This is a genomic window from Acinetobacter sp. ASP199 (assembly GCF_022700675.1).
In the GTDB taxonomy this organism is placed as follows: domain Bacteria; phylum Pseudomonadota; class Gammaproteobacteria; order Pseudomonadales; family Moraxellaceae; genus Acinetobacter.
Genome location: NZ_CP062182.1, coordinates 1,754,218 through 1,780,481, shown reverse-complemented (window position 1 = coordinate 1,780,481; position 26,264 = coordinate 1,754,218). Strand labels below are relative to the sequence as shown.

General features: G+C 42.8%; 26 protein-coding genes. 9 read left to right on the top strand and 17 right to left on the bottom strand.

Annotated features, from left to right (window positions below):
* Positions 1–36 precede the first annotated feature (36 nt).
* The 5 genes from IHE35_RS08400 (at position 37) to IHE35_RS08380 (ending at position 4,250) form a co-directional block, all read left to right on the top strand.
* Entirely contained in the window at positions 37–1,596 is a 1,560-nt protein-coding gene (locus tag IHE35_RS08400; protein ID WP_242786979.1) for a circularly permuted type 2 ATP-grasp protein, read from the top strand.
* Between the two features lie 23 nt (positions 1,597–1,619).
* Entirely contained in the window at positions 1,620–2,222 is a 603-nt protein-coding gene (locus tag IHE35_RS08395) for an alpha-E domain-containing protein (protein ID WP_242786978.1), read from the top strand.
* Positions 2,219–3,001 (top strand): transglutaminase family protein, encoded by a 783-nt coding sequence (locus IHE35_RS08390; protein ID WP_242786977.1) that lies wholly within the window; start codon positions 2,219–2,221, stop codon positions 2,999–3,001. The genes IHE35_RS08395 and IHE35_RS08390 overlap by 4 nt, the downstream gene beginning before the upstream one ends.
* A 12-nt stretch (positions 3,002–3,013) precedes the next feature.
* Positions 3,014–3,748, top strand: a complete 735-nt coding sequence (locus IHE35_RS08385) for a proteasome-type protease (RefSeq protein ID WP_242786976.1) — start codon at positions 3,014–3,016, stop codon at positions 3,746–3,748.
* Between the two features lie 73 nt (positions 3,749–3,821).
* Complete coding sequence (locus IHE35_RS08380) at positions 3,822–4,250, top strand: BLUF domain-containing protein (RefSeq protein WP_242786975.1); 429 nt, start codon at positions 3,822–3,824, stop codon at positions 4,248–4,250.
* A gap of 44 nt (positions 4,251–4,294) precedes the next feature.
* Here the strand turns inward: IHE35_RS08380 and alr are convergent, their stop codons facing one another.
* The 12 genes from alr to ppsA all read right to left on the bottom strand — a co-directional run bounded on the left by alr (position 4,295) and on the right by ppsA (position 17,790).
* On the bottom strand, positions 4,295–5,365 hold the full coding sequence (alr, locus tag IHE35_RS08375; RefSeq protein WP_242786974.1) for an alanine racemase: 1,071 nt from the start codon (positions 5,363–5,365) through the stop codon (positions 4,295–4,297).
* 230 nt (positions 5,366–5,595) lie between these two features.
* Positions 5,596–7,035, bottom strand: a complete 1,440-nt coding sequence (dnaB, locus tag IHE35_RS08370; RefSeq protein WP_005222435.1) for a replicative DNA helicase — start codon at positions 7,033–7,035, stop codon at positions 5,596–5,598.
* Between the two features lie 217 nt (positions 7,036–7,252).
* Positions 7,253–7,699, bottom strand: coding sequence for a 50S ribosomal protein L9 (rplI, locus tag IHE35_RS08365; RefSeq protein ID WP_242786973.1), 447 nt, complete (start codon positions 7,697–7,699; stop codon positions 7,253–7,255).
* Positions 7,700–7,708: 9 nt separating this feature from the next.
* The gene (rpsR, locus tag IHE35_RS08360) at positions 7,709–7,936 is read right to left on the bottom strand and encodes a 30S ribosomal protein S18 (RefSeq protein WP_004278792.1); all 228 of its coding nucleotides are present in this window, start codon (positions 7,934–7,936) and stop codon (positions 7,709–7,711) included.
* 12 nt (positions 7,937–7,948) lie between these two features.
* Positions 7,949–8,335, bottom strand: a complete 387-nt coding sequence (gene rpsF / locus IHE35_RS08355) for a 30S ribosomal protein S6 (RefSeq protein WP_004696436.1) — start codon at positions 8,333–8,335, stop codon at positions 7,949–7,951.
* Between the two features lie 687 nt (positions 8,336–9,022).
* Positions 9,023–9,901, bottom strand: coding sequence for a heme o synthase (cyoE, locus tag IHE35_RS08350; RefSeq protein WP_242786972.1), 879 nt, complete (start codon positions 9,899–9,901; stop codon positions 9,023–9,025).
* Between the two features lie 10 nt (positions 9,902–9,911).
* Positions 9,912–10,238, bottom strand: a complete 327-nt coding sequence (locus IHE35_RS08345) for a cytochrome o ubiquinol oxidase subunit IV (RefSeq protein WP_242786971.1) — start codon at positions 10,236–10,238, stop codon at positions 9,912–9,914.
* Positions 10,238–10,858 carry a cytochrome o ubiquinol oxidase subunit III gene (gene cyoC, locus IHE35_RS08340; RefSeq protein WP_242786970.1) on the bottom strand — a complete coding sequence of 207 codons (621 nt, stop codon included), beginning with the start codon at positions 10,856–10,858 and terminating at the stop codon, positions 10,238–10,240. The genes IHE35_RS08345 and cyoC overlap by 1 nt, the downstream gene beginning before the upstream one ends.
* 4 nt (positions 10,859–10,862) lie before the next feature.
* Positions 10,863–12,851 carry a cytochrome o ubiquinol oxidase subunit I gene (cyoB, locus tag IHE35_RS08335; protein ID WP_242786969.1) on the bottom strand — a complete coding sequence of 663 codons (1,989 nt, stop codon included), beginning with the start codon at positions 12,849–12,851 and terminating at the stop codon, positions 10,863–10,865.
* A gap of 3 nt (positions 12,852–12,854) precedes the next feature.
* Positions 12,855–13,943: a ubiquinol oxidase subunit II gene (gene cyoA, locus IHE35_RS08330; protein WP_242786968.1), complete on the bottom strand. Its 1,089-nt coding sequence runs from the start codon at positions 13,941–13,943 to the stop codon at positions 12,855–12,857.
* A gap of 302 nt (positions 13,944–14,245) precedes the next feature.
* The gene (locus IHE35_RS08325; protein ID WP_242786967.1) at positions 14,246–15,037 is read right to left on the bottom strand and encodes an RDD family protein; all 792 of its coding nucleotides are present in this window, start codon (positions 15,035–15,037) and stop codon (positions 14,246–14,248) included.
* 380 nt (positions 15,038–15,417) lie between these two features.
* Positions 15,418–17,790, bottom strand: coding sequence for a phosphoenolpyruvate synthase (gene ppsA / locus IHE35_RS08320; RefSeq protein WP_242786966.1), 2,373 nt, complete (start codon positions 17,788–17,790; stop codon positions 15,418–15,420).
* Between the two features lie 154 nt (positions 17,791–17,944).
* On the opposite strand from ppsA, the gene IHE35_RS08315 reads away from it, so the two are divergent.
* Positions 17,945–18,781, top strand: coding sequence for a pyruvate, water dikinase regulatory protein (locus IHE35_RS08315; RefSeq protein ID WP_242786965.1), 837 nt, complete (start codon positions 17,945–17,947; stop codon positions 18,779–18,781).
* 262 nt (positions 18,782–19,043) lie between these two features.
* Here IHE35_RS08315 and IHE35_RS08310 read toward each other — a convergent pair whose 3' ends face one another.
* Positions 19,044–19,598: a flavoprotein gene (locus IHE35_RS08310; RefSeq protein ID WP_242786964.1), complete on the bottom strand. Its 555-nt coding sequence runs from the start codon at positions 19,596–19,598 to the stop codon at positions 19,044–19,046.
* A gap of 213 nt (positions 19,599–19,811) precedes the next feature.
* On the opposite strand from IHE35_RS08310, the gene IHE35_RS08305 reads away from it, so the two are divergent.
* Complete coding sequence (locus IHE35_RS08305) at positions 19,812–20,774, top strand: IS30 family transposase (protein ID WP_180182461.1); 963 nt, start codon at positions 19,812–19,814, stop codon at positions 20,772–20,774.
* Between the two features lie 318 nt (positions 20,775–21,092).
* On the opposite strand, the gene IHE35_RS08300 is transcribed toward IHE35_RS08305, so the two are convergent.
* The 3 genes from IHE35_RS08300 to IHE35_RS08290 all read right to left on the bottom strand — a co-directional run bounded on the left by IHE35_RS08300 (position 21,093) and on the right by IHE35_RS08290 (position 23,403).
* Positions 21,093–22,097, bottom strand: a complete 1,005-nt coding sequence (locus IHE35_RS08300; RefSeq protein WP_242786963.1) for an LLM class flavin-dependent oxidoreductase — start codon at positions 22,095–22,097, stop codon at positions 21,093–21,095.
* Between the two features lie 168 nt (positions 22,098–22,265).
* Positions 22,266–22,730, bottom strand: coding sequence for a hypothetical protein (locus tag IHE35_RS08295; protein WP_242786962.1), 465 nt, complete (start codon positions 22,728–22,730; stop codon positions 22,266–22,268).
* A 244-nt stretch (positions 22,731–22,974) separates the two neighbouring features.
* A complete protein-coding gene (locus IHE35_RS08290) occupies positions 22,975–23,403 on the bottom strand; it encodes a glycine zipper domain-containing protein (RefSeq protein WP_242786961.1) in 429 nt (142 codons plus the stop codon).
* A gap of 343 nt (positions 23,404–23,746) precedes the next feature.
* Here IHE35_RS08290 and prfA point away from each other — a divergent pair, with 343 nt between their 5' ends.
* Positions 23,747–24,835, top strand: coding sequence for a peptide chain release factor 1 (prfA, locus tag IHE35_RS08285; RefSeq protein WP_242786960.1), 1,089 nt, complete (start codon positions 23,747–23,749; stop codon positions 24,833–24,835).
* The gene (gene prmC, locus IHE35_RS08280; RefSeq protein ID WP_242786959.1) at positions 24,835–25,653 is read left to right on the top strand and encodes a peptide chain release factor N(5)-glutamine methyltransferase; all 819 of its coding nucleotides are present in this window, start codon (positions 24,835–24,837) and stop codon (positions 25,651–25,653) included. Before prfA ends, prmC begins: the two co-directional genes overlap by 1 nt.
* A gap of 61 nt (positions 25,654–25,714) precedes the next feature.
* Here the strand turns inward: prmC and IHE35_RS08275 are convergent, their stop codons facing one another.
* A complete protein-coding gene (locus IHE35_RS08275) occupies positions 25,715–26,068 on the bottom strand; it encodes a hypothetical protein (protein WP_242786958.1) in 354 nt (117 codons plus the stop codon).
* Between the last annotated feature and the right edge of the window lie 196 nt (positions 26,069–26,264).

Sequence of the window (26,264 nt, the reverse complement as noted above, 5' to 3'; positions counted from 1 at the left end):
AAATATACAATTTGATTACAATACGACGAGGTTTGTATGCTAAAAGAAACCCAGGATACAAATATCACAACGACTATAGAAAATTTTACAACAACGGCGATTAACACTAATTTTACAGAAGCGAAGGACGCGGTAGAAACTCACACAGCCAAACCTCTACAAGTGCTGCAGCAGATGTCTTCTAGATTCTTTAATGAAATGCGTGATGACCAGAATATGAATGGTCAAGCGGGCCAGAAAATCGAAGAGTGGTTATCAAAGCATACTTTAGATGAGCTTAACACCCTGAATAAATTGGTAAAAGAACATTTTCTTTATGAAGGAATTACCTTCACGGTTTATGGAGATGAAGAAGGCACCGAACGTACTATCCCTTTTGACATTATTCCACGCGTGATTGCGCGCAAGCAATGGAATATGGTGGCACTCGGTTGTGAACAACGTGTTAAAGCCCTGAACCTGTTTTTGCATGATATCTATCATCAGCAGGACATCCTGAAAGCAGGGATTGTGCCTGAACTGCAAGTCCTGACGCATGAGGCTTATCAGCCGCATATGTATCAACATAGTCTGAAAGGCAGCGTCTATAGTCAAATCAGTGGCATTGATATCATTCGGGACTCAAAGGGCGAGTTCTACGTACTTGAAGATAACCTGAGAACGCCTTCAGGCGTATCTTACATGCTGGAAAGCCGCAAGATCAGTGAAAAGCTGATGCCAGACCTGTTTGAGCAGACACCCATTGCTGGTGTGGAGCAATACCCACATTTACTCAAAGAAATTCTGGCCGAAAATTCACCCGTCGATAATCCATTTATTGTGGTACTGACCCCAGGCCGATTCAATAGTGCTTACTATGAACATGCTTTCCTGGCAAGGGAAATGGATGTGCCATTGGTGACATCACGTGACCTTTATGTAGAGAACGCGAAAGTTTATGTAAAAACTATACGTGGTCGTCAGCAGGTAGATGTTATTTATAGACGTGTCGATGATGCCTATCTCGATCCGCTTTGCTTTAAACCTGATAGTACCCTTGGTGTACCAGGTCTGATGTCTGCCTATTTGCAGCACAATGTTGTCATTGCGAATGCACCGGGAACGGGTGTAGCAGATGACAAGTCGATCTATCCTTATGTGGATAAGATGATTAATTTCTACCTTGGCGAACACCCTATTCTGAAGAATGTTCCAACTTACCAATGCCGTGAAGCTGAAGATCTCAGTTATGTATTGGCACATCTTGACCAGCTGGTTGTAAAAGAAGCCCAAGGTTCAGGTGGCTATGGCATGTTGATCGGTCCACAGGCGTCTAGACAGCAGATTGAAACCTTTAGAGAGAAAATCATGGCTGCGCCACATTTATATATTGCTCAACCAACGCTGGATCTTTCCGTCAGCCCAACCTTGACCAACTATGGCATTGCAGAACGTCATATTGATTTGCGTCCATTTGTGCTCAGCTCACCTTACCGTACTGAAATCGTACCAGGCGGACTGACACGTGTAGCAATGCAAGCGGGTTCGCTGGTAGTGAATTCCTCTCAGGGCGGTGGTATCAAAGACACCTGGATTGTCGATAATCTCCATTCATAAAAATAGCAAAGAAGGAATTTTTCATGCTTTTACTTAATTCCAATGCGCAACATATTTTTTGGTTGGGTCGCTACTTATCAAGAACACAGTTTTTATGTGCCCATTTTCCTTTTTTAGAAGATGATGCTGCGGTTGCCTATGCGCATGCCTTCTGCCTGCCCGCCTTTGATGCCAGTTCATTAAATGAACTGGTACTTGATCAGGCTCAGCCATATTCATTCCATCAGCAGTTTAAAGTGGCTCGTGACAATATTCAGGAACTACGAGGTGTACTGTCTGCCAAAGCTTATGCAGAACTGAACCGTCTGATTCGTACTGCTGATCAGAATGCAGGTTATATCTGCGATGTCGTGACAGATTGTCAGGATATTCTGGAAGGTGAATCTCCGGACGTGTTCCTGTTCTTCAGCCTGGGACAGTGTCTGGAAAAGCTTGATCAGGAACTACGTTTAGGTGAAGACACTGCGACTACAATTGCAAAAATTGATTATGTAATTAAAACCCTGGTGGAAATGGGCTGGTCAGATCTGAATGAATACTGGAACCAGCTACGTGACAATACTGATCTGATCAATTTTTACCAGTTCAGTGACTATATTCATCATATGTTCGAGATTAATCTATGAAGTTGATGGTGAATCACCAAACGCACTATAGCTATACCGCGACTGTCACCAGCAGTATTCAATACATTAAGATGATGCCTTCCAGTACTGTACATCAGCAGGTACATTCGTGGGATGTCAGCGTGCCGGGTAGCCGTGAGCTGAGCCGGGATGCCTTTCATAATTTGTGGATTACCAGTACTCAGCGCACACCTTATCAGTACTTAACCATTATGGCGCAAGGCATAGTCGAGTTAAATCCCTTGAATCATGCTCAGGGAATGAATGACCAGATCAATCCAAACCTGTTCTTGCAACCCACTTCAACTACTCAGTGTAATGAGGAAATGAAGGATTTTGTAAAACAGTATGTACCAGCACCGACACGTCTGAACCTGATGGCATTGGCTCAGGCGGTATTGGAGCATGTACCCTATATAACAAATAGTAGCTCGGTAAATGGATCAGCCATTGATGCTTTCGAGGCAAAACAGGGTGTCTGCCAGGATCATGCACATATTTTCATTGCCATGTGCAAATATCTGGGTTTACCAGCACGTTATGTTTCCGGTTATCTGTATGCCCAAAATACTTCTCACTTGGCCAGTCATGCCTGGGCAGAGGTATTTATTGACCAGGCTTGGTATTGCTTTGATGTGAGTAATCAGTTATTTGTACCTAGTGCACATATTTATGTTGCCATTGGGCGTGACTATTGGGATGTTGCGCCGGTACGTGGGGTAAGAGAAAAGGGCGGAGTGGAATCAATGCATTCCATCGTCCAGGTTCTAAGTTGTTAGTAAGGACAAAAAATGACTTATTGTTGTGCGCTTCGTTTGGAGCAGGGGATGGTGTTCATTAGTGACACTCGGACGAATGCGGGTGTCGATCACATCTCGGTGTTTCGCAAATTATATACCTTTGGTATTCCGGGTGAGCGCGTCATTGTCATTCAGGCATCAGGAAATCTGGCTACGACACAGGCAGTGATAGGGCATATTAAAAATCAACTGGAACTGAATCAGGAACCCAATATTCTCAGTTTGCATACCATGTTTGAGGTGGCGGAATTGGTTGGCCATACCGTGAAGCATGTGATTGAAAGTGTGACCACAGATATCACGGAGCAAAGCAACTATTATTGCAGCTTGTTGGTGGGTGGGCAGATTGCTGGACAGGATATGCAGCTCTATCACATTTATCCGCAGGGCAATTTTATCTGTGCAACCAGTGATACGCCGTATTTCCAGATTGGGGAAAGTAAATATGGCAAGCCGATTCTGGATCGTGCACTCAGTTATGATATGCCGCTGGATGAAGCACTGCGATGTTCACTGATTTCCTTCGCCTCGACTTTACGTTCCAATGTTTCTGTAGGGATGCCGCTGGATGTGCTGGTTTATCATAAGGATACCTTGGAAATACCGGCAGGTAAGCGTATTCAGGAAGATGATGAATATTTCACCAAAATCAGTAAGCAGTGGTCGGATACTTTGAAGAAAGGTTTGCAGGGATTACCTAAGCCAACTTTAGATTATTTTCAATAAAACTATCTATCAGCTTGATATCTCGTTACAGTGGTCATGCAAACTTAAGAGAACTTAAATAACAGAGGTTAGCATGCATCATTTTTGTTATGCCAGTCAGAGTACCTCTGATAAGTCGAATTTGCTCGATGACTTAACGGATATTCTGGCCGAGGCACGAGATTTTAATTATCGTCACGGTATCACTGGGGCATTATATTTTGCAGATGGCTATTTCTTTCAATGCCTTGAAGGAAGCTTAGAACATCTGAATATGTTATTTGAAAAGCTCAACAAAGATCCACGGCATGAGAATATCAAACGTTTTGAAATGCGTCCGATAGAGCAGATTAATTTTGCCGGCTGGTCGATGAAGTATATTTCACGACGCGATGAAATCCGGGATTTTTGTACAAATATGGGCTTTAATAACTTTACCCCACACCATTTTGAACAAGTTCATGTAGATGCGCTATTAACTCAGCTACAAACTCAAGATGAAGAAGAAACTACAGCAAATTAAATAAAAAAGCCCAATCTTGATTGGGCTTTTTTATGCAAGGTGTTTTAAACCAGCTGACGCACTGGACGCGCAGACATACGACACAGCAATTCATAGCCGATGGTGCCATTGGCTTCAGCGACATCATCGACCAGACGGGTTTTACCCCACAGTTCGACTTCAGTGCCAAGCTGCAGATTGAGACCAGTGGCATCTATCGCGATCATATCCATTGCGACCCGACCAATCACACGCGTTTGTTGTCCATAAATCGCGACATAATTCTGTTTCGGGAAGGCACGCGGATAACCATCACCATAGCCAATTGAAACAATAGCCAACGTCATGTCCTGATCTGCTGTGAACGTCGAACCATAACCGACATGTTCACCTGCTTTAATATCATTCAGGGCAATCACTTCAGCAGTGAAAGTCATCACTGGTTTTAAATCCAGATCATGAATCGTTTTGTCTGCAAATGGGGTTGCACCGTAAAGCATGATACCAGGACGGACAAAGTCAAAATGCAGTTCAGGATATTTATAAATCGCAGCCGAGTTGCAGCATGAACCCATGAGGGGGGCACAGTCATTTTTCACTTCAAGGAACTGCTGGATCTGCTGTTCATTCAAAGGATGATCAGCGTCGGCATTGGCAAAGTGCATCGCAAGTACACAGCTAAAACCTTCAGCTTTGAGTTGATTGATCACATTTTTAATCACATCAATTTTAAAGCCCAGACGGTTCATACCGCTGTTCAGTTTCACCCAGACTTTTAGGCCTTTCGCGATATAGGCTTCTTTATGAGCCAACAACCATTCTAACTGCGGCTGATGATGCACGATGACTTCAATATTCTGGTCAATGACAATCTGCATTTCATCGGCAGAGAACACACCTTCAATCAGGGTAATCGGTTGCTGATAGCCGAGCTCTCGAATTTCGAGTGCTTCCTGAAGGCAGGCGACACCGAATGCATCGCTATCTTTTAAGGCTGCTAAGCAGTCTTTAACTCCATGTCCGTAAGCATTGGCTTTCACCATACTGACGATTTTAGCGGTTGGGGCAAGTTGTTTGACACGGTTTAAATTATATTGCAGTGCTGTACTGTCAATATAAACTGTTGCTTGGCGCACCCTAGATACTCCTGCGGGATGACAAAAATAATATCGTGTGAAACACACAAAAGAGGGAGAGAAATAACTTTATTGATAAACCAAAATCAGTCATTTCAAAATTGTAAATATTGTAGTCCTATCTATCGCAAATGGACATGCTCATTTATAGAATTTCGTCCACGGTATGCTAAAGCAATAAAAAAGAGACCCATGTGGTCTCTTTTTAAAATCAGGTTTAAGCAGAATATTTACTCTTCATCATCATATTGCGCATAGAACTCAGGAGAGAGGTTACTAAAGCGAGTATATTGACCTTCAAAAGCCAAACGCACGGTACCAATTGGACCGTTACGCTGTTTACCAATGATGATTTCAGCAGTACCCGCTTCTTTGGATTCTTTGTTATAGACTTCATCGCGGTAAATGAACATGATCAAATCGGCATCCTGCTCGATCGCACCAGATTCACGTAAGTCAGACATTACTGGACGTTTGTTTGGGCGGTTTTCCAGAGAACGGTTCAATTGCGACAAGGCAATCACTGGACATTGCATCTCTTTGGCCAAAGCTTTTAAGCTTCGGGAAATTTCCGAGATCTCGCCCACACGGTTATCACCCATGCCAGGTACTTTCATGAGTTGAAGGTAATCGACCATGATACAGCCGAGCTTACCGCCATGCATTTTGGCAATACGACGTGCACGCGCACGAACTTCCGTCGGTGGCAGAGCAGAGGAATCATCGATATACAGGTTCTTTTCCTGTAAATGTACAATGGTACTGGTGACTTTAGACCATTCATCACTGTCCATTTTACCGGCACGTAAGTGACCTTGATGCACACGACCAAATGATGAAATCAAACGCATCGCGATCGAGTCGGCGGGCATCTCCATCGAATAAACCAGGGCAGGCAGGTTATTGTTGAACAGCACACTTTCCACCAGGTTCATGGCGAAGGTGGTTTTACCCATAGATGGACGGGCAGCGACAATGATCAGGTCACCGGATTGCATGCCGGAAGTTTTATTGTCGAGTTCAACGAAGCCGGTGGTGAGACCGGTAATCGAACCTTCCATCTGCGAAAGTTCATTCAATTTATCAAAAACGTCTGCAACGACGGTATTAATTGCTTTCGGCCCTTGTGCCTTGGCATTATTATTATGTTGCTCGGCAATCGAGAAAATATTGGTTTCTGCCAGATCTAGAATTTCACTGACGCTACGACCTTTAGTGTCATATGCATTTTGCAGGATTTCGGAGCTGACCTTGATCATGCTACGTAAGGTCGAGAATTCCTTAATCTTGTTGGCATAGGTTTCCAGGTTGTAGAAACTTGATGGTGAATCAGCCATGAGCTGCATCAGGTATTCTTCACCACCGATAGCATCTAGCAGATTCTGTTTAATCAGCCAGTCATGCACCAGTACAGCATCGTAAGGAGAGTTGTCCTTGGACAGCTGATCAATCGCACGGAAGATATATTTATGACGGGTTGCATAAAAATCATTTTCAGTTAGCACGTCACCGACTTGTTCAAAAGATTCGGCAACCGTCATTAAGGCAGCAAGTACAGCTTGTTCAATCGCTAAATTGTGCGGAGGCGTGCGAAACTCCTTGAGCTGAGTATCAGCAACAATTTCTGGTTTAGCGCTGTTCTGCTTAGTGCTGGCATTCGCCTGTGACATATAAAGCCCTGAATTTTAATACAATGGTTTAAATATTCTCGGAGATGGATAGCTACTATCAACTACGAAGTGAAATAATACGCGTTCCGTTAAAAAATGCGAAGTGTATTTTTAAAATTACGCGAATAATAAAATGAATATGAGATATGCCATATCTTCGAATTATTTTAGATAAAAAAAGAGCATGCCAAAGCATGCTCTTTTTCTTGGTGAGAAATTACTCAGCTACGATAGTAACCAGAACTTCTGCAACAACATCATGGTGCAATTGGATTGCGATGTTGAATTCACCAGTGTTGCGAAGCGCGCCATTCGGAAGACGAACTTCTGCACGGTCAACTGTAAGACCAGCATTTGTCAACGCGTCAGCGATGTCACGTGTACCGATTGAACCGAACAGTTTACCTTCGTCACCAGCTTTCGCAGTGATTACGATATTTACTTCATTCAATTGGTCAGCACGTGCTTGAGCAGCAGCTAATACTTCAGCTTCTTGTTTCTCAAGTTCAGCACGACGAGCTTCAAAAGCTGCAGTGTTTGACTCAGTAGCAGCAACTGCCATACCTTGTGGGATCAAGAAGTTACGGCCGTAACCAGCTTTAACTGAAACTTTATCACCAAGTTTACCAAGGTTTTTAATGCGTTGTAATAAGATAATATCCACAGCTCAACCTCACTTATGATTGTCAGTGTAAGGGATCAAAGACAAGTAGCGAGCTTGTTTGATAGCAAGCGCTAATTGACGTTGGTAACGAGCTTTAGTACCTGTAATACGGCTAGGAACAATCTTGCCGTTTTCAGTGATGTACTGTTTTAAAGTGTCGATATCTTTGTAGTCGATGTACGTAACGTTCTCAGCTGTAAAGCGGCAGAACTTGCGACGACGGTAAAAACGTGCCATGTTAGGTTCTCCTTATGCTTCAGCAGAGTCTTGAGCTTGTTGTGCTTCTTCACGTTGAGCTTTACGCGCACGTTTTTCTTCAGCACTCTTAGCCAATAGTGACTCTTCAGTGATAGCGTTTTCACGACGGATGATAAGGCTACGAATGATTGCGTCGTTATAACGGAATAATTCTTCAAGCTCATCAAGAGTAGTTTGACCACACTCAACATTCATAAGAATGTAGTGAGCTTTGTGGATCTTGTTGATTGGGTAAGCCAATTGACGACGGCCCCAGTCTTCAAGACGGTGGATTTGACCTTCAGCTTCTTTGATGTGAGTTAGGTAACGTTCTACCATACCCACAACTTGATCGCTTTGGTCTGGATGTACCAATAGTACGATTTCGTAGTGACGCATTGTCAGCTCCTTACGGTTTAAACAGCCCCAATTTTTAAGTCAATTGAAGCAAGGAGTCACAACCAAGGTTGTGTCGCAATATTTGCGAAGCGTGAAGTTTAGTGGGTTTTGGGGAGAAATACAACCGGATTGGCAAGAATTGCATAATTAAACAGCGGTTTTGTGCTAATTGGAATTGGCAGCGCAGAAAAGACAAAAGAAAATTGTCTGTGCTTAATTAATTCGCGATTTAATGATGATGAGTAATAAGATAAAAGATAATTCTCATCTGGCCATAATATATCTCTTTCATAAATCAAAAAATGATCGTTATATTTATATTTCAATGGATATTGAAAGTTCCTTCTCCCTCTGGGATGAGAAGTGTTACTTCGCAAGAGGATGAGGGGATTTCTTAGAAAAACCTCTCCCTGAGGAGCATACTCCGCAAGTCTCCTACAAGGAGAGGGAATTTGCTTTGCAGTGATTCAAAAATGATTTATGAAAGAACCCTAATGAACATCTTTTTATTCAAGTGGAATTCTTATTTTATGCGTTAAACGCACTTTAGAAAAATTGATGCAGATTTTAAAAGCAGATTTGGTTTTAGACAGACAGAGTTCTAAAAGGCAAGAATAGAAGTATTTAAAGCAGAGATTGGGAAATAACAGGCTCAAATAAAAAAAGATAGAGTAAAACTCTATCTTCTTAAAAAATGATGTAAGGCATTTTCGGAGCAGTCGATGTAAAGCAGAACAGAATACTAATCACAGTAATCAGTTTTACGGAATACATAAAATACTGCTTGGCCCAAGCCTGATCATCTTCAGCCTTAAAGCCCTGAATACTTAAGTAGATCCAGTACAGGGTTAAGATGTTCAACACTACCATGTATAGCCAGTTGGCATAGCCAAAGAAAAACAGGCCATTCATGACCACACCAAACAGAATCACATAAATCAGCGATTCAACCTTAGTGCGTTGAATTGAACGTGCTACAGGCAGAATTGGAATGCCTGCATTTTTGTAATCTTCAAAGCGGTAAACTGCAATTCCCCACGAATGAGGCATTTGCCAGAAGGCATACCCAACGAAGATCAGTAGGGCACCTAAGTCAAACTGATTTGCAACTGCGGTATAACCAATCACAGGCGGAGCTGCGCCAGAAATACTGCCTACCAGTGTCTGGTGAATAGTTGTGCGTTTTGTCCATAAGCTGTAGAAACCAACGTATACGACAAAACCAATAACTGCGAATAGGAAAGCATATGCATTTACCCAAAACCAGAGAATACTAAAACCGATCAGGCTTAAGACAAAAGCAAAGGCAAGTGCGACAGGTTCAGAAATGGTTTTTTTAACAAGAGCACGATTTTGTGTGCGCTGCATTTTCTGGTCGATGTCCTGGTCAATGACATTGTTGACAACACATCCTGATGCTACAACGAATGTAGTACCAAAAAGGGTAAGGAGCAGGAGAAGGAAATCTACAGAACCTTGAGTGGCTACAAAGTAGCCACCCAAAGTGGTAACGAAGTTACCAAAGAGAATTCCTGGCTTAGTCAGGAATAAATACTTTTTCAGCATGACAACCAGTTTAGATCATCATGTTGTAGTGTAGGTAGTTCATGATCCATACAGAACCCACTAAAAGAATAGCGATGGTTAAGATGGTATACACAAATGCAATTACGTTCCAGCGTTGCTCTGAAGAAGAGTTCATGTGCAGGAAGTAAATCAGCTGTACAAGAATCTGAGCAACCGCAGTAATCGCGATTACAGTGATCAATGTACCACGGCCAAAACCGCCCGCCATAACCATACCGAATGGAATTACAGTAAGGACAACAGACAGGATGAAGCCGATAGTGTATTGCTTCACGTTACCGTGTGATTCGCCAGCAGCGTTATGATCATGACTCATTACAGAACTCCCATCAAGTAAACTACGCTGAATACACAGATCCATACGATGTCAAGGAAGTGCCAGAACAAGCTTAGGCACGCAAGACGACGAGTGTTAGGCAGAGTCAAACCATATTTCTTGATTTGAATCATTAACACGATCATCCATACCAAACCTGAAGTCACGTGGATACCGTGCGTACCAACTAGCGTAAAGAACGCAGAAAGGAACGCAGAAGTGCTAGGACCGTGACCAGCGTGAACTAGATGATTGAATTCATAAAGTTCCATACCGATGAAGATCGCACCGAATACCCAAGTAATCGCTAACCAAGTCAGTACTTTTGCAACGTCTTTTTTGTATGCAGCAAGAACGGCAAAACCAAACGTAACAGAAGAGATCAAGAGAGCAAACGTTTCAGTTAAAACGAAGCCTAATGAATCACCAAACAGCTCTTTTGCGCTTGGTGTACCCACTGGAATGTGGCTGCTTAAAACGGCGAATGCAATGAAGAGTGTACCGAAAAGGACAAGGTCACTCATCAAGTAAGTCCAGAAACCAAAGACAGTGATGTCAGTATCATCGTGATGATGATGCTCATCGTGTCCGTGGTTGTCGTGATGAAGTACTTCAGCCATGGTCTTAGTCCTTCTTCAAGTGTTTTTCAAGGATCGCATAGCGTTCATTTTCGATACGCTCAACTTCAGCAGCTGGAACATAGTAATCCACTTTCTTGGTGAAAGAAGACACGATGAAGCTGATGATAGATGCAACGAAAGTGACAGCTACTAACCACCAGATGTGCCAGATTAACGCGAAGCCCATAACAGTGATGAACATAGCGATAACGAAACCAGCAGCACGGTTAGTCGGCATATGGATGTCTTCGTACTTGGTAGGTTTTGCGTATGCAACGCCATTCTCTTTGTCTGTCCAGAAAGTATCAATACCATTGATCTTTGGAAGGTAGGCAAAGTTATAGAATGGAGCAGGAGATGAAGTAGACCACTCAAGTGTACGGCCATCCCAGATATCGCCTGTATAGTCGATGTTCTGTTCGCGTTGCAAGAAACCAACAACAATTTGCATAACGAAACATGCAAGACCCAGTGCAATAAGTACAGCACCAACCATAGCAATGTTGATATATGGGTCCCATTCTGGGTTGTCAAATGTATTCAGACGACGAGTCATACCCATGAAGCCAAGGATATAAAGTGGCATGAATGCAAAGTAGAAACCAAAGAACCAGAACCAGAATGCTGCTTTACCCCAAGTTTCATTGAGCTTCCAACCAAACATTTTTGGCCAGTAGAAAATGATACCTGCGAACATCGCGAATACTACACCACCAATAATTACGTTATGGAAGTGAGCGATCAGGAATAAAGAGTTGTGTACCAGGAAGTCCGCTGGTGGAACTGCCATCAATACACCAGTTAAACCACCGATACCGAAAGTCACAAGGAAGCCAAGTGTCCATAGCATTGGGGTAGTGTACGTGATGCGGCCCTTGTACATGGTGAACAACCAAGAGAAGATTTTTACACCAGTCGGGATCGCAATAATCATGGTCATGATACCGAAGAACGCGTTAACGTTGGCACCAGCACCCATGGTAAAGAAGTGGTGAACCCAAACAACCAGTGAAAGAACACCAATTGCTACAGTTGCGTACACCATTGACTTATAACCGAACAATGATTTGCGAGAGAACACCGCAGTAACTTCTGAGTAAATACCAAATGCTGGTAAAATCAAGATGTATACTTCAGGATGACCCCAAGTCCAAATCAAGTTTACGTACAACATTGGGCTACCACCCAAGTCATTTGTAAAGAAGTGGAAGTCAAAGTAACGGTCAAGTGTCAACATTGCAATTGTTGCAGTTAACACTGGGAAGGTTGCAACGATTAATACAACTGTTACAAGCGCAGTCCAAGTGAAAATAGGCATATCCATCATTTTCATGCCAGGCGCACGCATTTTAATGATGGTAACGAAGAAGTTAACACCAGTTAAAAGTGTACCTAGACCTGAAACCTGAAGTGCCCAAATGTAGTAGTCTACACCTACGCCAGGAGAGTATTCGATACCTGAAAGAGGAGGATAAGCCATCCAACCTGTTGCAGCGAATTCACCTAAAGCAAGCGAAACCATTACCAGACCGGCAGCACCAGCAAACAGCCAGAAGCTTAAAGAGTTCAATAATGGGAATGCAACGTCACGTGCACCGATTTGAAGCGGTACAGCAATGTTCATTAAACCAACAACAAGACCCATCGCTACGAAGAAGATCATGATCACGCCGTGCGCGGTAAAGATCTGGTCATAGTGTTCTGGGTGCAAGTAACCTTCACCACCACCTTTTGCAAGGAACTGCTGAAGACGCATCATGATCGCATCGGCGAAACCACGCAAAAGCATGACAATCGACACGAAGATATACATGATACCGATTTTTTTATGGTCTACAGATGTGAACCATTCGTTCCACAGGTAGCCCCATTTTTTGAAGTAGGTGATACCAGCAACAACTGCGATACCGCCTAAGATCATCATTGCAACAGTAACCAATACGATTGGATCGTAAGGAATTGCATCTGGACCTAACTTACCTAATAAGTTCATGTCTTATTCCCCTTGAGAAGCAGTCGCATGTGCATCAGCTACATGTGCTTCAGAAGCAGCAGCTTCTTCGTGCGCAACACCGTGCTCTGCAGCAGGAGCTGAGTGGTCAGCACCATGGTAGTTGCTCATGTAGTGATTAATCACAGATTCAAACAAACCTTGCTCTACAGAAGAGTAATAAGTCACAGGATGTGGCTTAGTTGGGTAAGGCTTCAAAGCTTCAGCAGCAGCCTTCTCTTCAGGAGTATTTGCTTTTGCGATCAGCGCTTCAATCTGGTGTTTACCACGGTTGCCATCACGCAGAGATGCGAATTCAGGCTGGTCTAGTACAGATTTCTGAATAGCTTCCGGATTTACTGAAGTACCATTACCTGCTTGAACAGCAGAAACCCATTCAGCAAACTGAGCATCAGTCACAGAGTGAGCGCGGAAGCGCATTTGTGAGAAGCCATAACCAGAATAGTTAGAAGAGAAACCGCGGTAGCCTTCAGCTGGGCTGGTTTCGTCTGCCAACAGGTTCAGGTGAGTTTGCATACCTGCCATTGCATAGATCTGACCACCTAACGCCGGGATGAAGAATGAGTTCATCGTGAAGTTAGAGGTAATACGAAGTGCAACCGGAGTTTTCTCTGGGAAACGCATTTCGTTAATCGTTGCAATACCTTGCTCTGGGTAGATAAAGATCCATTTGAACTGTTCAGCAATTACCTGAACGGTCAATGGTGCTTTGTCTGACTCAAGCGGACGGTATGGGTCGTACTTGTGGGAACCCCACCAAGTTAACCAGGCAAGAATAGCAATAATAATAACTGGGATACCCCAAACTACAATTTCAATTGCAGTAGAGTGTGCCCAAGTAGGTTTATAGTCTGCGTCTTTATTCGATGCGCGATATTTCCAACCGAACCATAATGCCATGATTGCTGATGGGATAACCACCAGGAGCATTAAGTAAATCGCAGTCATCATCAGGCTACTTTGACCTGCTGCAACTGGACCTTTAGAGTTCAGAAGTACTAAATCACCACCACACCCTGTTAAAAGTGCGGACATCGCAGATAAAGACAATACAGCTAAAATCGTTTGTCTCATTTTACAACCTCGGTGAAGAGTCCCATTCCCTAATTTAATATGGGATAGCGATTAAAGTGTCGCATGATTAAAAAGATTTATTTGTTAACAAAAAATCTTCCTAATCATGAGACACCGCTACGTTGTAGGGCATTATGCCTGATTACAACAAACTAAGCTATATATAAAGATGCTTTAAATGACTGTAATAAAAACCTATTTTACTGCTCAGGATTGTCGAATATTTATAGTATTTTTATTTTAATTTCAAAGTTATGAGCGTAAAAAAGGGATGTAGACCATCCCTTTTAAGAAAGCTTATTTTATTGCTTGATCACCTTGGTTTTTGCCAGTTTATCGTGCAAAGTTTGACGGTTTTTGCCCAATCCGAAAATCCAGTCTACGAGTGAAAATAATGGAATAAAGTAAATTGTTGGTAAAATGAACACGATACTGCGTAAAGTAAAGGCACGCATGAGTGAAGTTTGAGTACCAGTTTCAGCATCTACAATCTTAATTTTAGTCAATTTTTTACCAATGCTCTGACCAGATTTTGCAATCAGATAACCCTGGATGACCAGCATGATCAGCAGATATAAACCTGCTGCTGTCCAAGCCTGAGTAGAGAACATATCTAGCATTTGAGACTGCAATTCCAGCACACGGTTCTGATCCGGATTGCCACCCATCGCCTGTGTCATGATCTGTTCATTTAGCTGGCTAAAGCGCAGTTTTTCTTCGGTTGTGAAAAAAGCAGTCAAAATGAAAGTCGCTGGAATCCAGAGCAATAGGTCGACAAACTTGGCAAAAATACGGGCAGGAATACTCGCCAGTTCAAATGTGTTCGCTTTTGGTGCAGTGCGCGCGTAAGTACTGGTTTGTGCAGCAGGCTGCTCAAATGGTGTTGGTTCAGCAACTTGTGTAGGTGGAATATAACCTTCAGGTTCATAAACGAATTTACCCTGCGTGAGCTCACCCAAAGCTTTCCATTCGGTCATGCCTTGGTGCCAAGCCAAATCAGTCAATAATACTTGCTGACTTGCAAGCATCTGATTTAGCTGTTCAAGGGTATATGGTCCAGCTTGTTGATTATTTCGTGCCAGGTAAATCTGCATAAAGACTGAATCTCAAAATGTACGTTGAAAAGGTTTAGTTTCGATTTTATTGAATTATAGCCATAACACAAACAAAATCTTAAGCTAAACATGCGGATATGTCGGACATTTTTAGGTGAAGAACAACGAAAACAACACAAAAGAAAACGAATTGGATTTAGAAAAGCGAAAAAGACTCGAAATTATAGCCATCTACATAAAACAGAGTATCCAGGATTCTTGATCAAAAAACTGTAATTTTAATGTAATGACGAAGTTATTTTTGCTTATTAAGATCAAAGAAATAATGAGTGTTCTGCTATTTTAAAAATTCACTGATATAGCGCGTAGATATAAAAAAGACCCTTTTAAAAGGGTCTTTTTTATTACTGAGTTTCAGCTTATTTCACTTCATTTTCAGCAAGGAAGAACCAGGTGTCTAATACTGAGTCTGGGTTTAAAGACACAGATTCAATACCTTGTTCCATTAACCATTTTGCAAGGTCTGGGTGATCTGAAGGGCCTTGGCCACAGATACCTACATATTTACCTGCTTTACGGCAAGCCTGGATCGCCATAGAAAGAAGTACTTTCACCGCAGCATCACGTTCGTCGAACAGGTGAGAAACGATACCAGAGTCACGGTCAAGACCAAGAGTTAACTGAGTCAAGTCGTTAGAACCGATAGAGAAGCCATCGAAGTGTTCAAGGAACTGTTCAGCTAACAGTGCGTTAGTTGGCAATTCACACATCATGATCACTTTAAGACCATTTTCACCACGTTTCAGGCCATTTAACGCCAGCAGCTCAATGACACGTTTCGCTTCGTTTACAGTACGTACGAAAGGAATCATGATTTGAACGTTGGTTAAGCCCATTTCGTCACGAACTTTTTTCAATGCACGGCATTCAAGTTCGAAGCAGTCACGGAAATTGTCAGAAACGTAGCGGCTCGCACCACGGAAGCCCAGCATCGGGTTTTCTTCTTCTGGTTCGTATAACTTACCACCGATCAGGTTCGCATATTCGTTTGACTTGAAGTCAGACATACGTACGATCACTGGCTTGTCAGCGAATGCAGCAGCAAGAGTAGAAATACCTTCAACCAGTTTTTCTACATAGAACTCGATTGGAGATGCATAACCCGCAGTACGCGCCATCACAGCAGCACGAGTTTCACGTGGCAAGCTGTCAATGTTCAGCAATGCTTTAGGATGCACACCGATCATACGGTTAATGATGAACTCAAGACGAGCAAGACCAATACCTTCGTTTGGAATTTGTGCAAAGTCGAATGCACGATCCGGGTTACCTACGTTCATCATCACTTTAAATGGAAGATCAGGCATAGACTCGATTGAGTTAGTTTGAACTTCGAAATCAAGCGCACCTTCGTAGATGAAGCCAGTATCACCTTCAGCACAAGATACTGTCACTTCCTGACCGTCTACCAGTACTTCAGTGGCATTACCACAACCAACGATTGCTGGAACACCCAATTCACGTGCAATGATCGCAGCGTGACAAGTACGACCACCACGATTGGTCACAATTGCAGCAGCACGTTTCATCACTGGTTCCCAGTCCGGGTCAGTCATGTCAGATACAAGTACGTCACCGTCTTGTACTTTGTCCATTTCTTTAATAGAGCTAACAATACGAACTTTACCAGAGCCGATACGTTGACCGATTGAACGGCCTTCACATACTACAGTACCTTTCTGTTTCAACAGGTAACGTTCCATGGTGCCTACGTTTTCACGGCTCTTCACAGTTTCAGGACGCGCCTGAACGATGTACAGTTTGCCGTCATCACCGTCTTTTGCCCACTCGATGTCCATTGGCGCACCGTAGTGTTTTTCGATGATCAGTGCTTGTTTAGCAAGTTCTTGAAGTTCTTGGTCATTTAAAGCGAACTGTTGACGTTCAGCTTTTTCAACATCTACCACAACCACTGATTTACCAGCTGCGCCTTCTTCACCATAAATCATTTTCTGGTGTTTAGAGCCAAGGTTACGACGCAGGATCGCATGCTTGCCAGCATTTAGAAGTGGTTTTGAAATATAGAATTCGTCAGGGTTAACTGCGCCCTGTACAACCATTTCACCCAGACCGTAAGAAGCGGTAATGAATACTGCATCACGGAAGCCTGATTCAGTATCTAGTGTGAACATTACACCAGCTGCGCCAGTTTCAGAGCGAACCATACGTTGCACGCCAGCAGAAAGGGCAACCACGTCATGTGCAAAGTTTTGGTGTACACGGTAAGAAATCGCGCGGTCATTGTATAAAGATGCGAATACTTCTTTGATCGCGATTAATACGTTGTCGATACCGCGGATGTTCAAGAAAGTTTCTTGCTGACCAGCAAAAGACGCGTCTGGTAAGTCTTCTGCAGTTGCAGATGAACGAACGGCAACCGCGATCTCAGGGTTGCCGTTAGAAAGTGCGTCAAATGCTGCACGAACTTCTTGCTCTAATGCTGCAGTAAGCGGAGTCTCTACAATCCATTGGCGGATTTTAGCGCCAGTTTCAGCAAGCGCATTTACGTCATCAACGTTTAGGCTTGCAAGCTCTGCATTGATTTTAGCGTTTAGGCCGCTTTGCTCGAGAAATTCACGATATGCGTCAGCAGTTGTTGCAAAACCACCTGGTACAGATACGCCAGCGTTTGCTAGGTGGCTGATCATTTCGCCTAAAGATGAGTTTTTCCCACCAACAAGCTCAACATCGTGTTTCCCTAATTTTTCCAGACCAATTACGCGCGCTTCCAAAGTTGTTACTCCACTTTTGCAGTATTAATCATTATCTTGGCATGAGAGTATAGCAAATCATCTAGGTGGATGATTTTACTAAGCGACAGTCATGTAAGATCGGTTTACTATAAAGATTATATAGTACGAAGACAAATGTTTGAGGAGAATTTTAATGTCGGAAGGTAAACAGATAAAGCGGAGTGTTTTCTTCATTTCTGATGGTACTGCGATCACCGCAGAGACACTGGGACACTCACTTTTGGCACAGTTCCCTCATGTCGATTTTGATATACATATCATTCCCTATATAAGCTCCGAAGAAGCTGCGACCAATGTCGTAGCCGAGATCAATGCACGTGCCCAGGAGGAAGGGCAGAAACCACTGGTTTTTGATACCCTGGTAGACCCATATGTGCGTGACATTATCAATACTGCAAATGCTGTAAATCTTGATGTATTTGAAGGGCTTATTAGTAAACTTTCAGAAGAATTAGGCACGGATCCAACGACGCTGGTGGGGCAGACTCATGCAGTAACCGACTCTGCATCCTATAAATCACGTATTGATGCTGTGCATTTTGCCCTAGATAATGATGATGGTGCGCGTACTCGCCATTATGATAAGGCCGATCTGATTCTGATTGGGGTGTCGCGTTCAGGTAAAACACCGACTTCTATTTATCTGTCTTTGCAGTTCGGTATTCGTGTAGCGAACTACCCGCTGACCGAGGAAGATCTGGATGATAACCGTCTGCCAGCCGTGCTGCGCCCTCATAAAAACAAGCTTTTCGGCCTGATGATTGATGCGGATCGCCTTGTGGCAATTCGTACTGAACGTAAGGCAAATAGCCGTTATGCCAGCTTTAGTCAGTGTCAGATGGAGCTGCGTGCAATTGAAGGAATTTACATTTCAGAAGGTATTAAATATCTGAATGTGTCCGAGATGTCGATTGAAGAAATCTCGACACGTGTATTGCAAATGACCGGTTTAAAACGTCGTATTGGTTAATGCTGTTCTTGATGGAGTCAAAGTCAGTTTTTGGCTCCATCTCTTATCAAAATTTATGCATTAAAGAAAATTAATAATAGAAATTAACGATAATAGGATAGCCAAAATAGACTACCATTATTTCGCTACGAAATACCTGATAAAAAAAATATAAACGTCTTTATGCTTTAGAATTGTCTAAAAAACACTCAAAAATATTTAAGGCTTTATTCCTGTTTAGCATTTTTTGTGAAATAGATATCAAAAAAAAATAAATAGATTTTTATTTAAAGGTTTGAATAATGACATCGACCGGATAATTTTCACCCTGTACACAGTGAATCGCGTGCTCAGAAATTTTTAAAATTGGCCAGGTAATCAGCTGGCAGTTTTCACGTTGCAGCGCAATATAGAAGCTATCTGACTTAAAGTAATTGCGATTAGAGGCTGCCAGATTAGGCATGAGCTGGCGTCGTAGCCATGGATTTTTGACCTGTTGCTCTAAAAAGCGTAAAGATAGTAATCCTTTAATCCGGTTGCTGATGAGATTTTTATTCTTGCTGATCAGCGGATGATTCAATACCCGTTGAAGCGTGCGGCTGCTACTCGGCATCACAAATTGAGGTTCAATCTGAAAGACTTTTGCAGAGGCTGCTTGCTGGCAAATCCGGTCAAGATGGCTCACGCTGAACTGGTCAAGACCGATTACTGCTACATGTAGACCCTGAAAATCCATGTCCTTAAGGTCGGCAGAATCGACTTTAGTCCCACTAAAGTTTTTAAAGTGTTCAGGGTGGTTTTCAAAAATAGCAGCACCTTTATCCTGCTTAACGCCCATATTGATATCCTGTAATTACTTAATTTTTATTCTGTTATGCTAGGTATAGACAATATCGGCAGGGGAGTAAAGTGACTTTCATAGAATCCTGAGTCATCAATAATTTGACATCGCAGATTCAAATACCAAGTGCGACATATTTGTAGTTAGTTGAAAAAGTTAGGTGTATTAAAATCATTAGACTTTTTTCAACTCGCAATTGGAAAGCACCCAATGAAGCAATACACCCAACTTTCTCAAGATGAAAGATACGAAATTTATGCTGCTTTGAAAAGCAAATCTTCAATCTCTACCCTTGCCAGGGAGCTTGGACGTTCTCGATCAACCCTTTATCGTGAGATCAAAAGAAATACTGGAAAACGTGGATATCGAGCTCAACAGGCAGAGAAATTTTCAAGTCAAAGACGATATCGATCCTCTTCACAAATGACAGATTTTGCTCTCGTTTATATTCGTTATCTGATTGGCTTAGATTGGTCTCCTGAGCAAATTTCAGGTGCTTTAACACAACGAGGTTGGCTTGATGTGCCTTCACATGAATGGATTTATCAGTATGTTTATCTAGATAAATCTAAAGGTGGTAAGCTCCACCTTCATTTAAGGCATCAAAAGAAATATCGTAAACGAGGTTATAAAAATACAGACCGTAGAGGCCAACTCGTTGATAGAACAAGTATTCACTGTCGCGATGAGGTCGTCGAGAAACGTCAACGCCTAGGTGATTTTGAAGGTGATACCGTGATAGGCAAGAATCACAAGGGGGCATTATTAACTCTGGTTGAGCGCAAAAGCTTGTATGTACATATCGTTCATTTGGGACAAACTAGAACCACAACTAAAACGATTTCGTGTGCTTTAGCATGTTTGCGCAGCAGTCATGCCTACAGTGTAACCTTTGATAATGGTAAGGAGTTCTCCGAGCACCGGCGGATAACGGAAGCAGGGATAGAGACGTACTTTGCAGATCCATACAAGTCGATTCAACGAGCCAGAAATGAAAATACCAATGGTCTGATCAGGCAATATCTGCCAAAATCATCTTCGTTTGATGAAGTGTCAAATGAACAAATAGAGCAGATAGAATTTGCTCTCAATCATCGCCCTAGAAAAACACTAGGCTGGTATACGCCTAGTGAAGTTATGGCTGGTTTTTATACTGTTGCACTTGCTGCTTGAATCCGCCCATTTTGAAATCGACTTAAGTTATGGGTTTGCGGAATTATTCGTGTAGTTTTACTTGAGCTTTTTAAGGATGATGTTCATATAGTCCAATACCGTAAGCAATAGCTCCAATAATTAAAGTGTTCCAACTTGCTGCAATAAAGGCTACAGTCGGTTTATTAATATCTTCCTTCATTTTTTTCATTCTGAATCTATAGGTGTTGATTTTTTATTTGTAATACAAATTAAATTTAATGAATCCATGTTTTCTTTTCTAAAAAGCAACCGCTGACTGGCAGCGGTTGCTTGAAAGATATCTATAGAAGTGAAATTTTATAGTCCCTGTTTGGCCTGCATCAGCAAGTCAAAGTTATGCAGACGTTTGTCAGTATCATAGATGTCACAGGTAAAAATAAACTCATCTACATCATATTTGGCTAAAAGGGCTTCCAGTCCGGCTTTGACTGTTTCCTTGGAACCGACCTGTGCCATGGCAAAGAAATTATCAACCGACATTTTTTCAGGCGCTGACCAGAGTCCTTCCATTGAATCAATTGGTGCTTTCAGTTTCAGGCTTTGACCACGAATCAGGGAAAGTACACGCTGATAGGCGCTAGTTGCCAGATATTGGGCTTCTTCATCAGTATCTGCGATACAGGTTGGTACGCCCATAGAAACATAAGGACGATCCAGATATTCAGACGGTTCAAAGTTTTCACGATAGAGCTGAATGGCCTGGCCCAGCATACGTGGTGCAAAATGTGAAGCAAATGAATAAGGCAGACCCAGCTTTGCTGCGAGCTGGGCACTAAACAGGCTAGATCCAAGCAGCCAAACCGGAACATGAGTACTCTGACCCGGGGTTGCTACAATACGTTGGCCAGGAATCGGGTCTTTAAAGTACTGCAAAATCTCCAGTACATCTTGAGGGAACTGGTCTTCAGTTTCCTGACGACCACGACGTAAAGCACGCATGGTCATCTGATCGGTACCGGGTGCACGGCCCAGACCGAGTTCAACACGCTCAGGATATAAAGTCGCTAAAGTACCAAACTGCTCAGCTACGACTAAAGGTGCATGATTCGGCAACATGATGCCACCTGAGCCTAAAGTCAGTGTTTTGGTATTTGCCAGTAAATAGCCCAGCAGAACAGCGGTTGCTGAACTGGCGATGCCATCCATATTGTGATGCTCGGCTAACCACATGCGGCGATAACCCAGCTTTTCTACAGTCTGTGCCAGTTCCAGAGCATGTTGCAGAGAGAGTTGAATGGTTTTATCGTCACGAACAGGAACCAGTTCAAGGATGGAGAACTGAGTGTCATTAAGCGTACGCATAATATTGCTCTTTATTTTACATGGCTAAGAGCATACGACGTTCAACCGGATTTGTATATCGAAAAAAATCGATATAAGTGTAAACAAAATATATAAATAAAAAAAAGCATCCAAAGATGCTTAAAAGAGGGAAGGTTGTAAAAGAGATTAAGCTTTTATATTGAACGCTTAACGACGGCCACGGTTGTTATAGCGGTAGTCGTTATAACGGTAGTTACGTGAAGAGTTATAACGGCGGTCATAACGGTCATCATAACGACGATCTTCACTTACTTTCTTGCCAAGAGCAGAACCACCAGCAGAACCCAATGCTGCACCAATCAGGCCACCATTGTTACCAGCCATATTCTTACCTACGGCATAACCTGCACCACCACCCAGTGCACCACCGATAATGGCACCGTTACGGTCACGTTTATTTGCTGAAACTGCTGCACCTGCACCACCACCGATTGCAGAACCGATTGTTGCGCCTGTTGTACCGCCAACTTTATTACCCACTGCAGCACCAACTACGCCACCAAGTGCAGAAGCAAGAGCAGTATTCGTTGTATTACCCGCATTCGCTGCTGTCATACCCATGCCCATAGCTGAGCTAGCAACAACTGCGATCATTAGAGATTTGTAGTTCATGAGTACACCTTTTATATATTTGGCTGTATTTGTCTATGAGTTAAATTTAATCTAGCAAGAGCGAAACAGCATGAAGAGTCTGTAGGCGAAATGTGTTTTTTCTCTCCTTGATTTATTCATAATTACTAAACAATATTTTTCACGTATTACAGGTAGTTGAACTCATTTAAAAGCATTTAAAAAAGCACCCGAAGGTGCTTTTTATGTCAAATGTAATATACGATTTAAGGCGATAAGCGCTGAATTAACGGTAACGTTTTTTCCAATGTTTCGCGCGTTTTTCAGCTCGACGGTCGGCTGTTTTGTCTTTGGCAATTTTATTACCTAAAGCTGCGCCACCTGCTGCACCGAGTGCAGAACCGATGTAACCACCGTTTGTGCCGCCCATATTTTTACCTACGGTATAACCAGCACCGCCACCTAAAGCGCCACCAATTGCAGATTCTGTACGGTTTTTCTTGTTACTTGCGACAGCTGCACCACCAGCACCACCAAGTGCTGCACCAATTGTTGCACCTGTGTTGCCCCCCATATTTTTACCCAAAGCTGTACCAGCCACACTACCTAACGCACTTGCAGCAGCAACACGAGCAGTGCTGTCGGCATGAGCATTAACGGTCATCATTGACCCAGCGGCTAAAGCGGTACTTAATAAAACTGCTTTCAGTTTCATATTGGAACTCCATATCCGTGATCGGATTGTGTTGTGTTTTGATGGCGGAAAATGTAACAAAACATCGCCATTACATTGTGAAGAAAGCTCTCCACATTTAGATGCTTTATTTGCGAGTTTGTAAAATAAGTAAATAATACGGATTAAATTGATTAAAAAAGAGGCGTTAGGTTGAATTTTAATCTTATGTGGAGTTGCTGAACTGGATGTTTTAGCCACAGAAGGCTTGTACTGAATAAAGATGTTCTTTATGCCTGAGAATCGTTAAACTAGGCGCAATTTTTGATTTCGCTGTGCTAAGACCTTTATTTAGCTATAGCCTTTGTTTGAGATACTTTGAAAAATGAAAGAATCGTTACGTTTACGATTAGACCAACTCTCCGACCGTCACGAAGAATTAACCGCCTTATTGGCAGATGCGGAAGTCATTTCAGATAATAAACGCTTTCGCCAGCTTTCCCGCGAGCACAATGACCTGACCGAAATTACTGAAGTATGGACCAAGTACAAACAGGCTGAAGAAGATATCGAGACTGCTCAAGCCATGCTTAGCGATCCTGACTTTAAGGAAATGGCTCAGGAAGAGATTAAGGAAAATAAAGCCCTGATCGATCAGCTGGAAGCGGATCTGAATATCCTGATGATTCCGAAAGATCCGAATGATGCTAACTCGGCTTATCTGGAAATCCGCGCCGGAACTGGTGGTGATGAAGCAGCGATCTTCTCAGGTGATCTGTTCCGTATGTATAGTAAATATGCGGAAAGTCAGGGCTGGCGTATCGAAATCCTGTCTGAAAATGAAGGTGAACACGGCGGTTATAAAGAAGTCATCTGCCTGGTCAATGGCGAGGGCGTCTATGGTCGTCTGAAATTTGAAAGTGGCGCACACCGTGTACAACGTGTCCCAGCGACAGAATCTCAAGGCCGTGTACATACTTCAGCATGTACAGTCGCGATTCTTCCTGAAGTTGATGTTGATACTTCAGTCGACATTAACCCGTCAGATCTGCGTATTGATACCTATCGTGCATCAGGTGCTGGTGGTCAGCACATTAACAAAACCGACTCTGCCGTACGTATTACCCATATTCCAACGGGAACCGTGGTGGAATGTCAGGACGAACGTTCACAGCATAAGAACAAGGCCAAAGCGATGGCACTTCTGGTTTCACGTCTTGAAAATGCCAAGCGTGCAGCAGCAGATGCAGCAACTTCTGAAATGCGTCGTGACCTGGTAGGTTCGGGTGACCGTTCAGAACGTATCCGTACCTATAACTATCCACAGGGTCGTATGACTGATCATCGTATTAACCTGACTTTATATAAGCTGGATGCGGTGATGGAAGGTGATTTGACCGAACTGTTAGATAGTTTGCATCGTGAATATCAGGCTGATCAGCTTGCCATGCTCGCACAGCAGAATGGTGGATAATGAATATTTTACAAGCGCTGGCTTTGCGTGGTGAACCAGAAAGCTATGAGCGTCAGGAAAATGCCTGGTTGCTGGAACACATTACCAAAATTGATTCCTTTGATCTGGTGATGAAAAAGGATCAGGAACTGACGCCTGAACAGGAACAGGCTTATATTGATGGTCTGGCACGTATTGCTGCGGGTGAGCCATTGGCTTATGTCACTGGTTCACAACCGTTCTGGACGCTGGATCTGAAAGTCACCAAAGATACCTTGGTGCCGCGTCCCGATACAGAAGTCCTGGTTGAAACTGTACTTAAGCTAGACTTGCCTGAAGATGCCCGTGTGGTAGATCTGGGTACAGGTACTGGCGCGATTGCCTTATCCTTGGCTTCGGAACGTCCAGACTGGTCAGTGACTGCAACAGACATTTATGAGCCGACTTTAGAAGTGGCCAAGTTTAATGCTGCACAGCATGACTTGTCGCAGGTTCAGTTTGTATTGGGTTCATGGTTTAAGCCATTAGGTCGTCAGTTCTTTGATGTGATTGTTTCCAATCCTCCATATATTGATGCAGCTGATAAGCATATGAAGGATCTGGCGACTGAGCCGGAGCGTGCTTTAGTCGCAGACAATAAAGGTTTGGCCGATTTAGAACAGATCATTGTTCAAGGCAAAAAACACCTGACTGTGAATGGTTGGGTCGTACTTGAACATGGTTATGATCAGGGTGATGCCGTCCGTCATCTGTTTACCCAGGCGGGTTATAAACAGGTGCGTACTGTTAAAGATTATGGCGGCAATGACCGAGTAACCTTGGCTCAGTGGCCACATTGATTTTCAAAATCTTGTATTTATTAAAAAAGCGACCATCAAGGTCGCTTTTTTATTGATATTTTTACATTGGATAATCTTGCAGACAGTCAGAAACTTCAACCTGATCCAGTGTATTGGTTTCCATTGCCAGACAGAGTGTTACCACTTTCAATGTGTCTGCAATGAACTGTTCATCTTTCAGTGCAATCCCTTGCTTCAGGCTTTCAATACGTTCAGCAGAGATTTCAAGTGCAGCAGCTGCATCAAGAACATCGATACGATTAAGGAAAGCCACCACAGCATCTTTCAAAGCTGAATCAGATGCGTTCAGAATCCCTTGATTGAGCTGTTCAGAAAGAAGGTCCGCAGAATGAACTAAAGCATTAGAGAAGTTTTGAACCAAGTTTGGGCCAAGAACATCAGTCATGTTTAACATAAGAGTACCTTAAATAGGGAGAGAGGATGAGCAACTGAAGAGATGCATTAAATTGTGTGAAAAATAATCTAAATTAACGATAAATACAAAGGGATTGAGATGACCGAAGAGTCTCATTTTATGTGGTGATAAAGCTTGAAAATAAGATGTTCTGGAAAATTAAAAACTTAAATAAAATATAGAGTAAATAATAGTT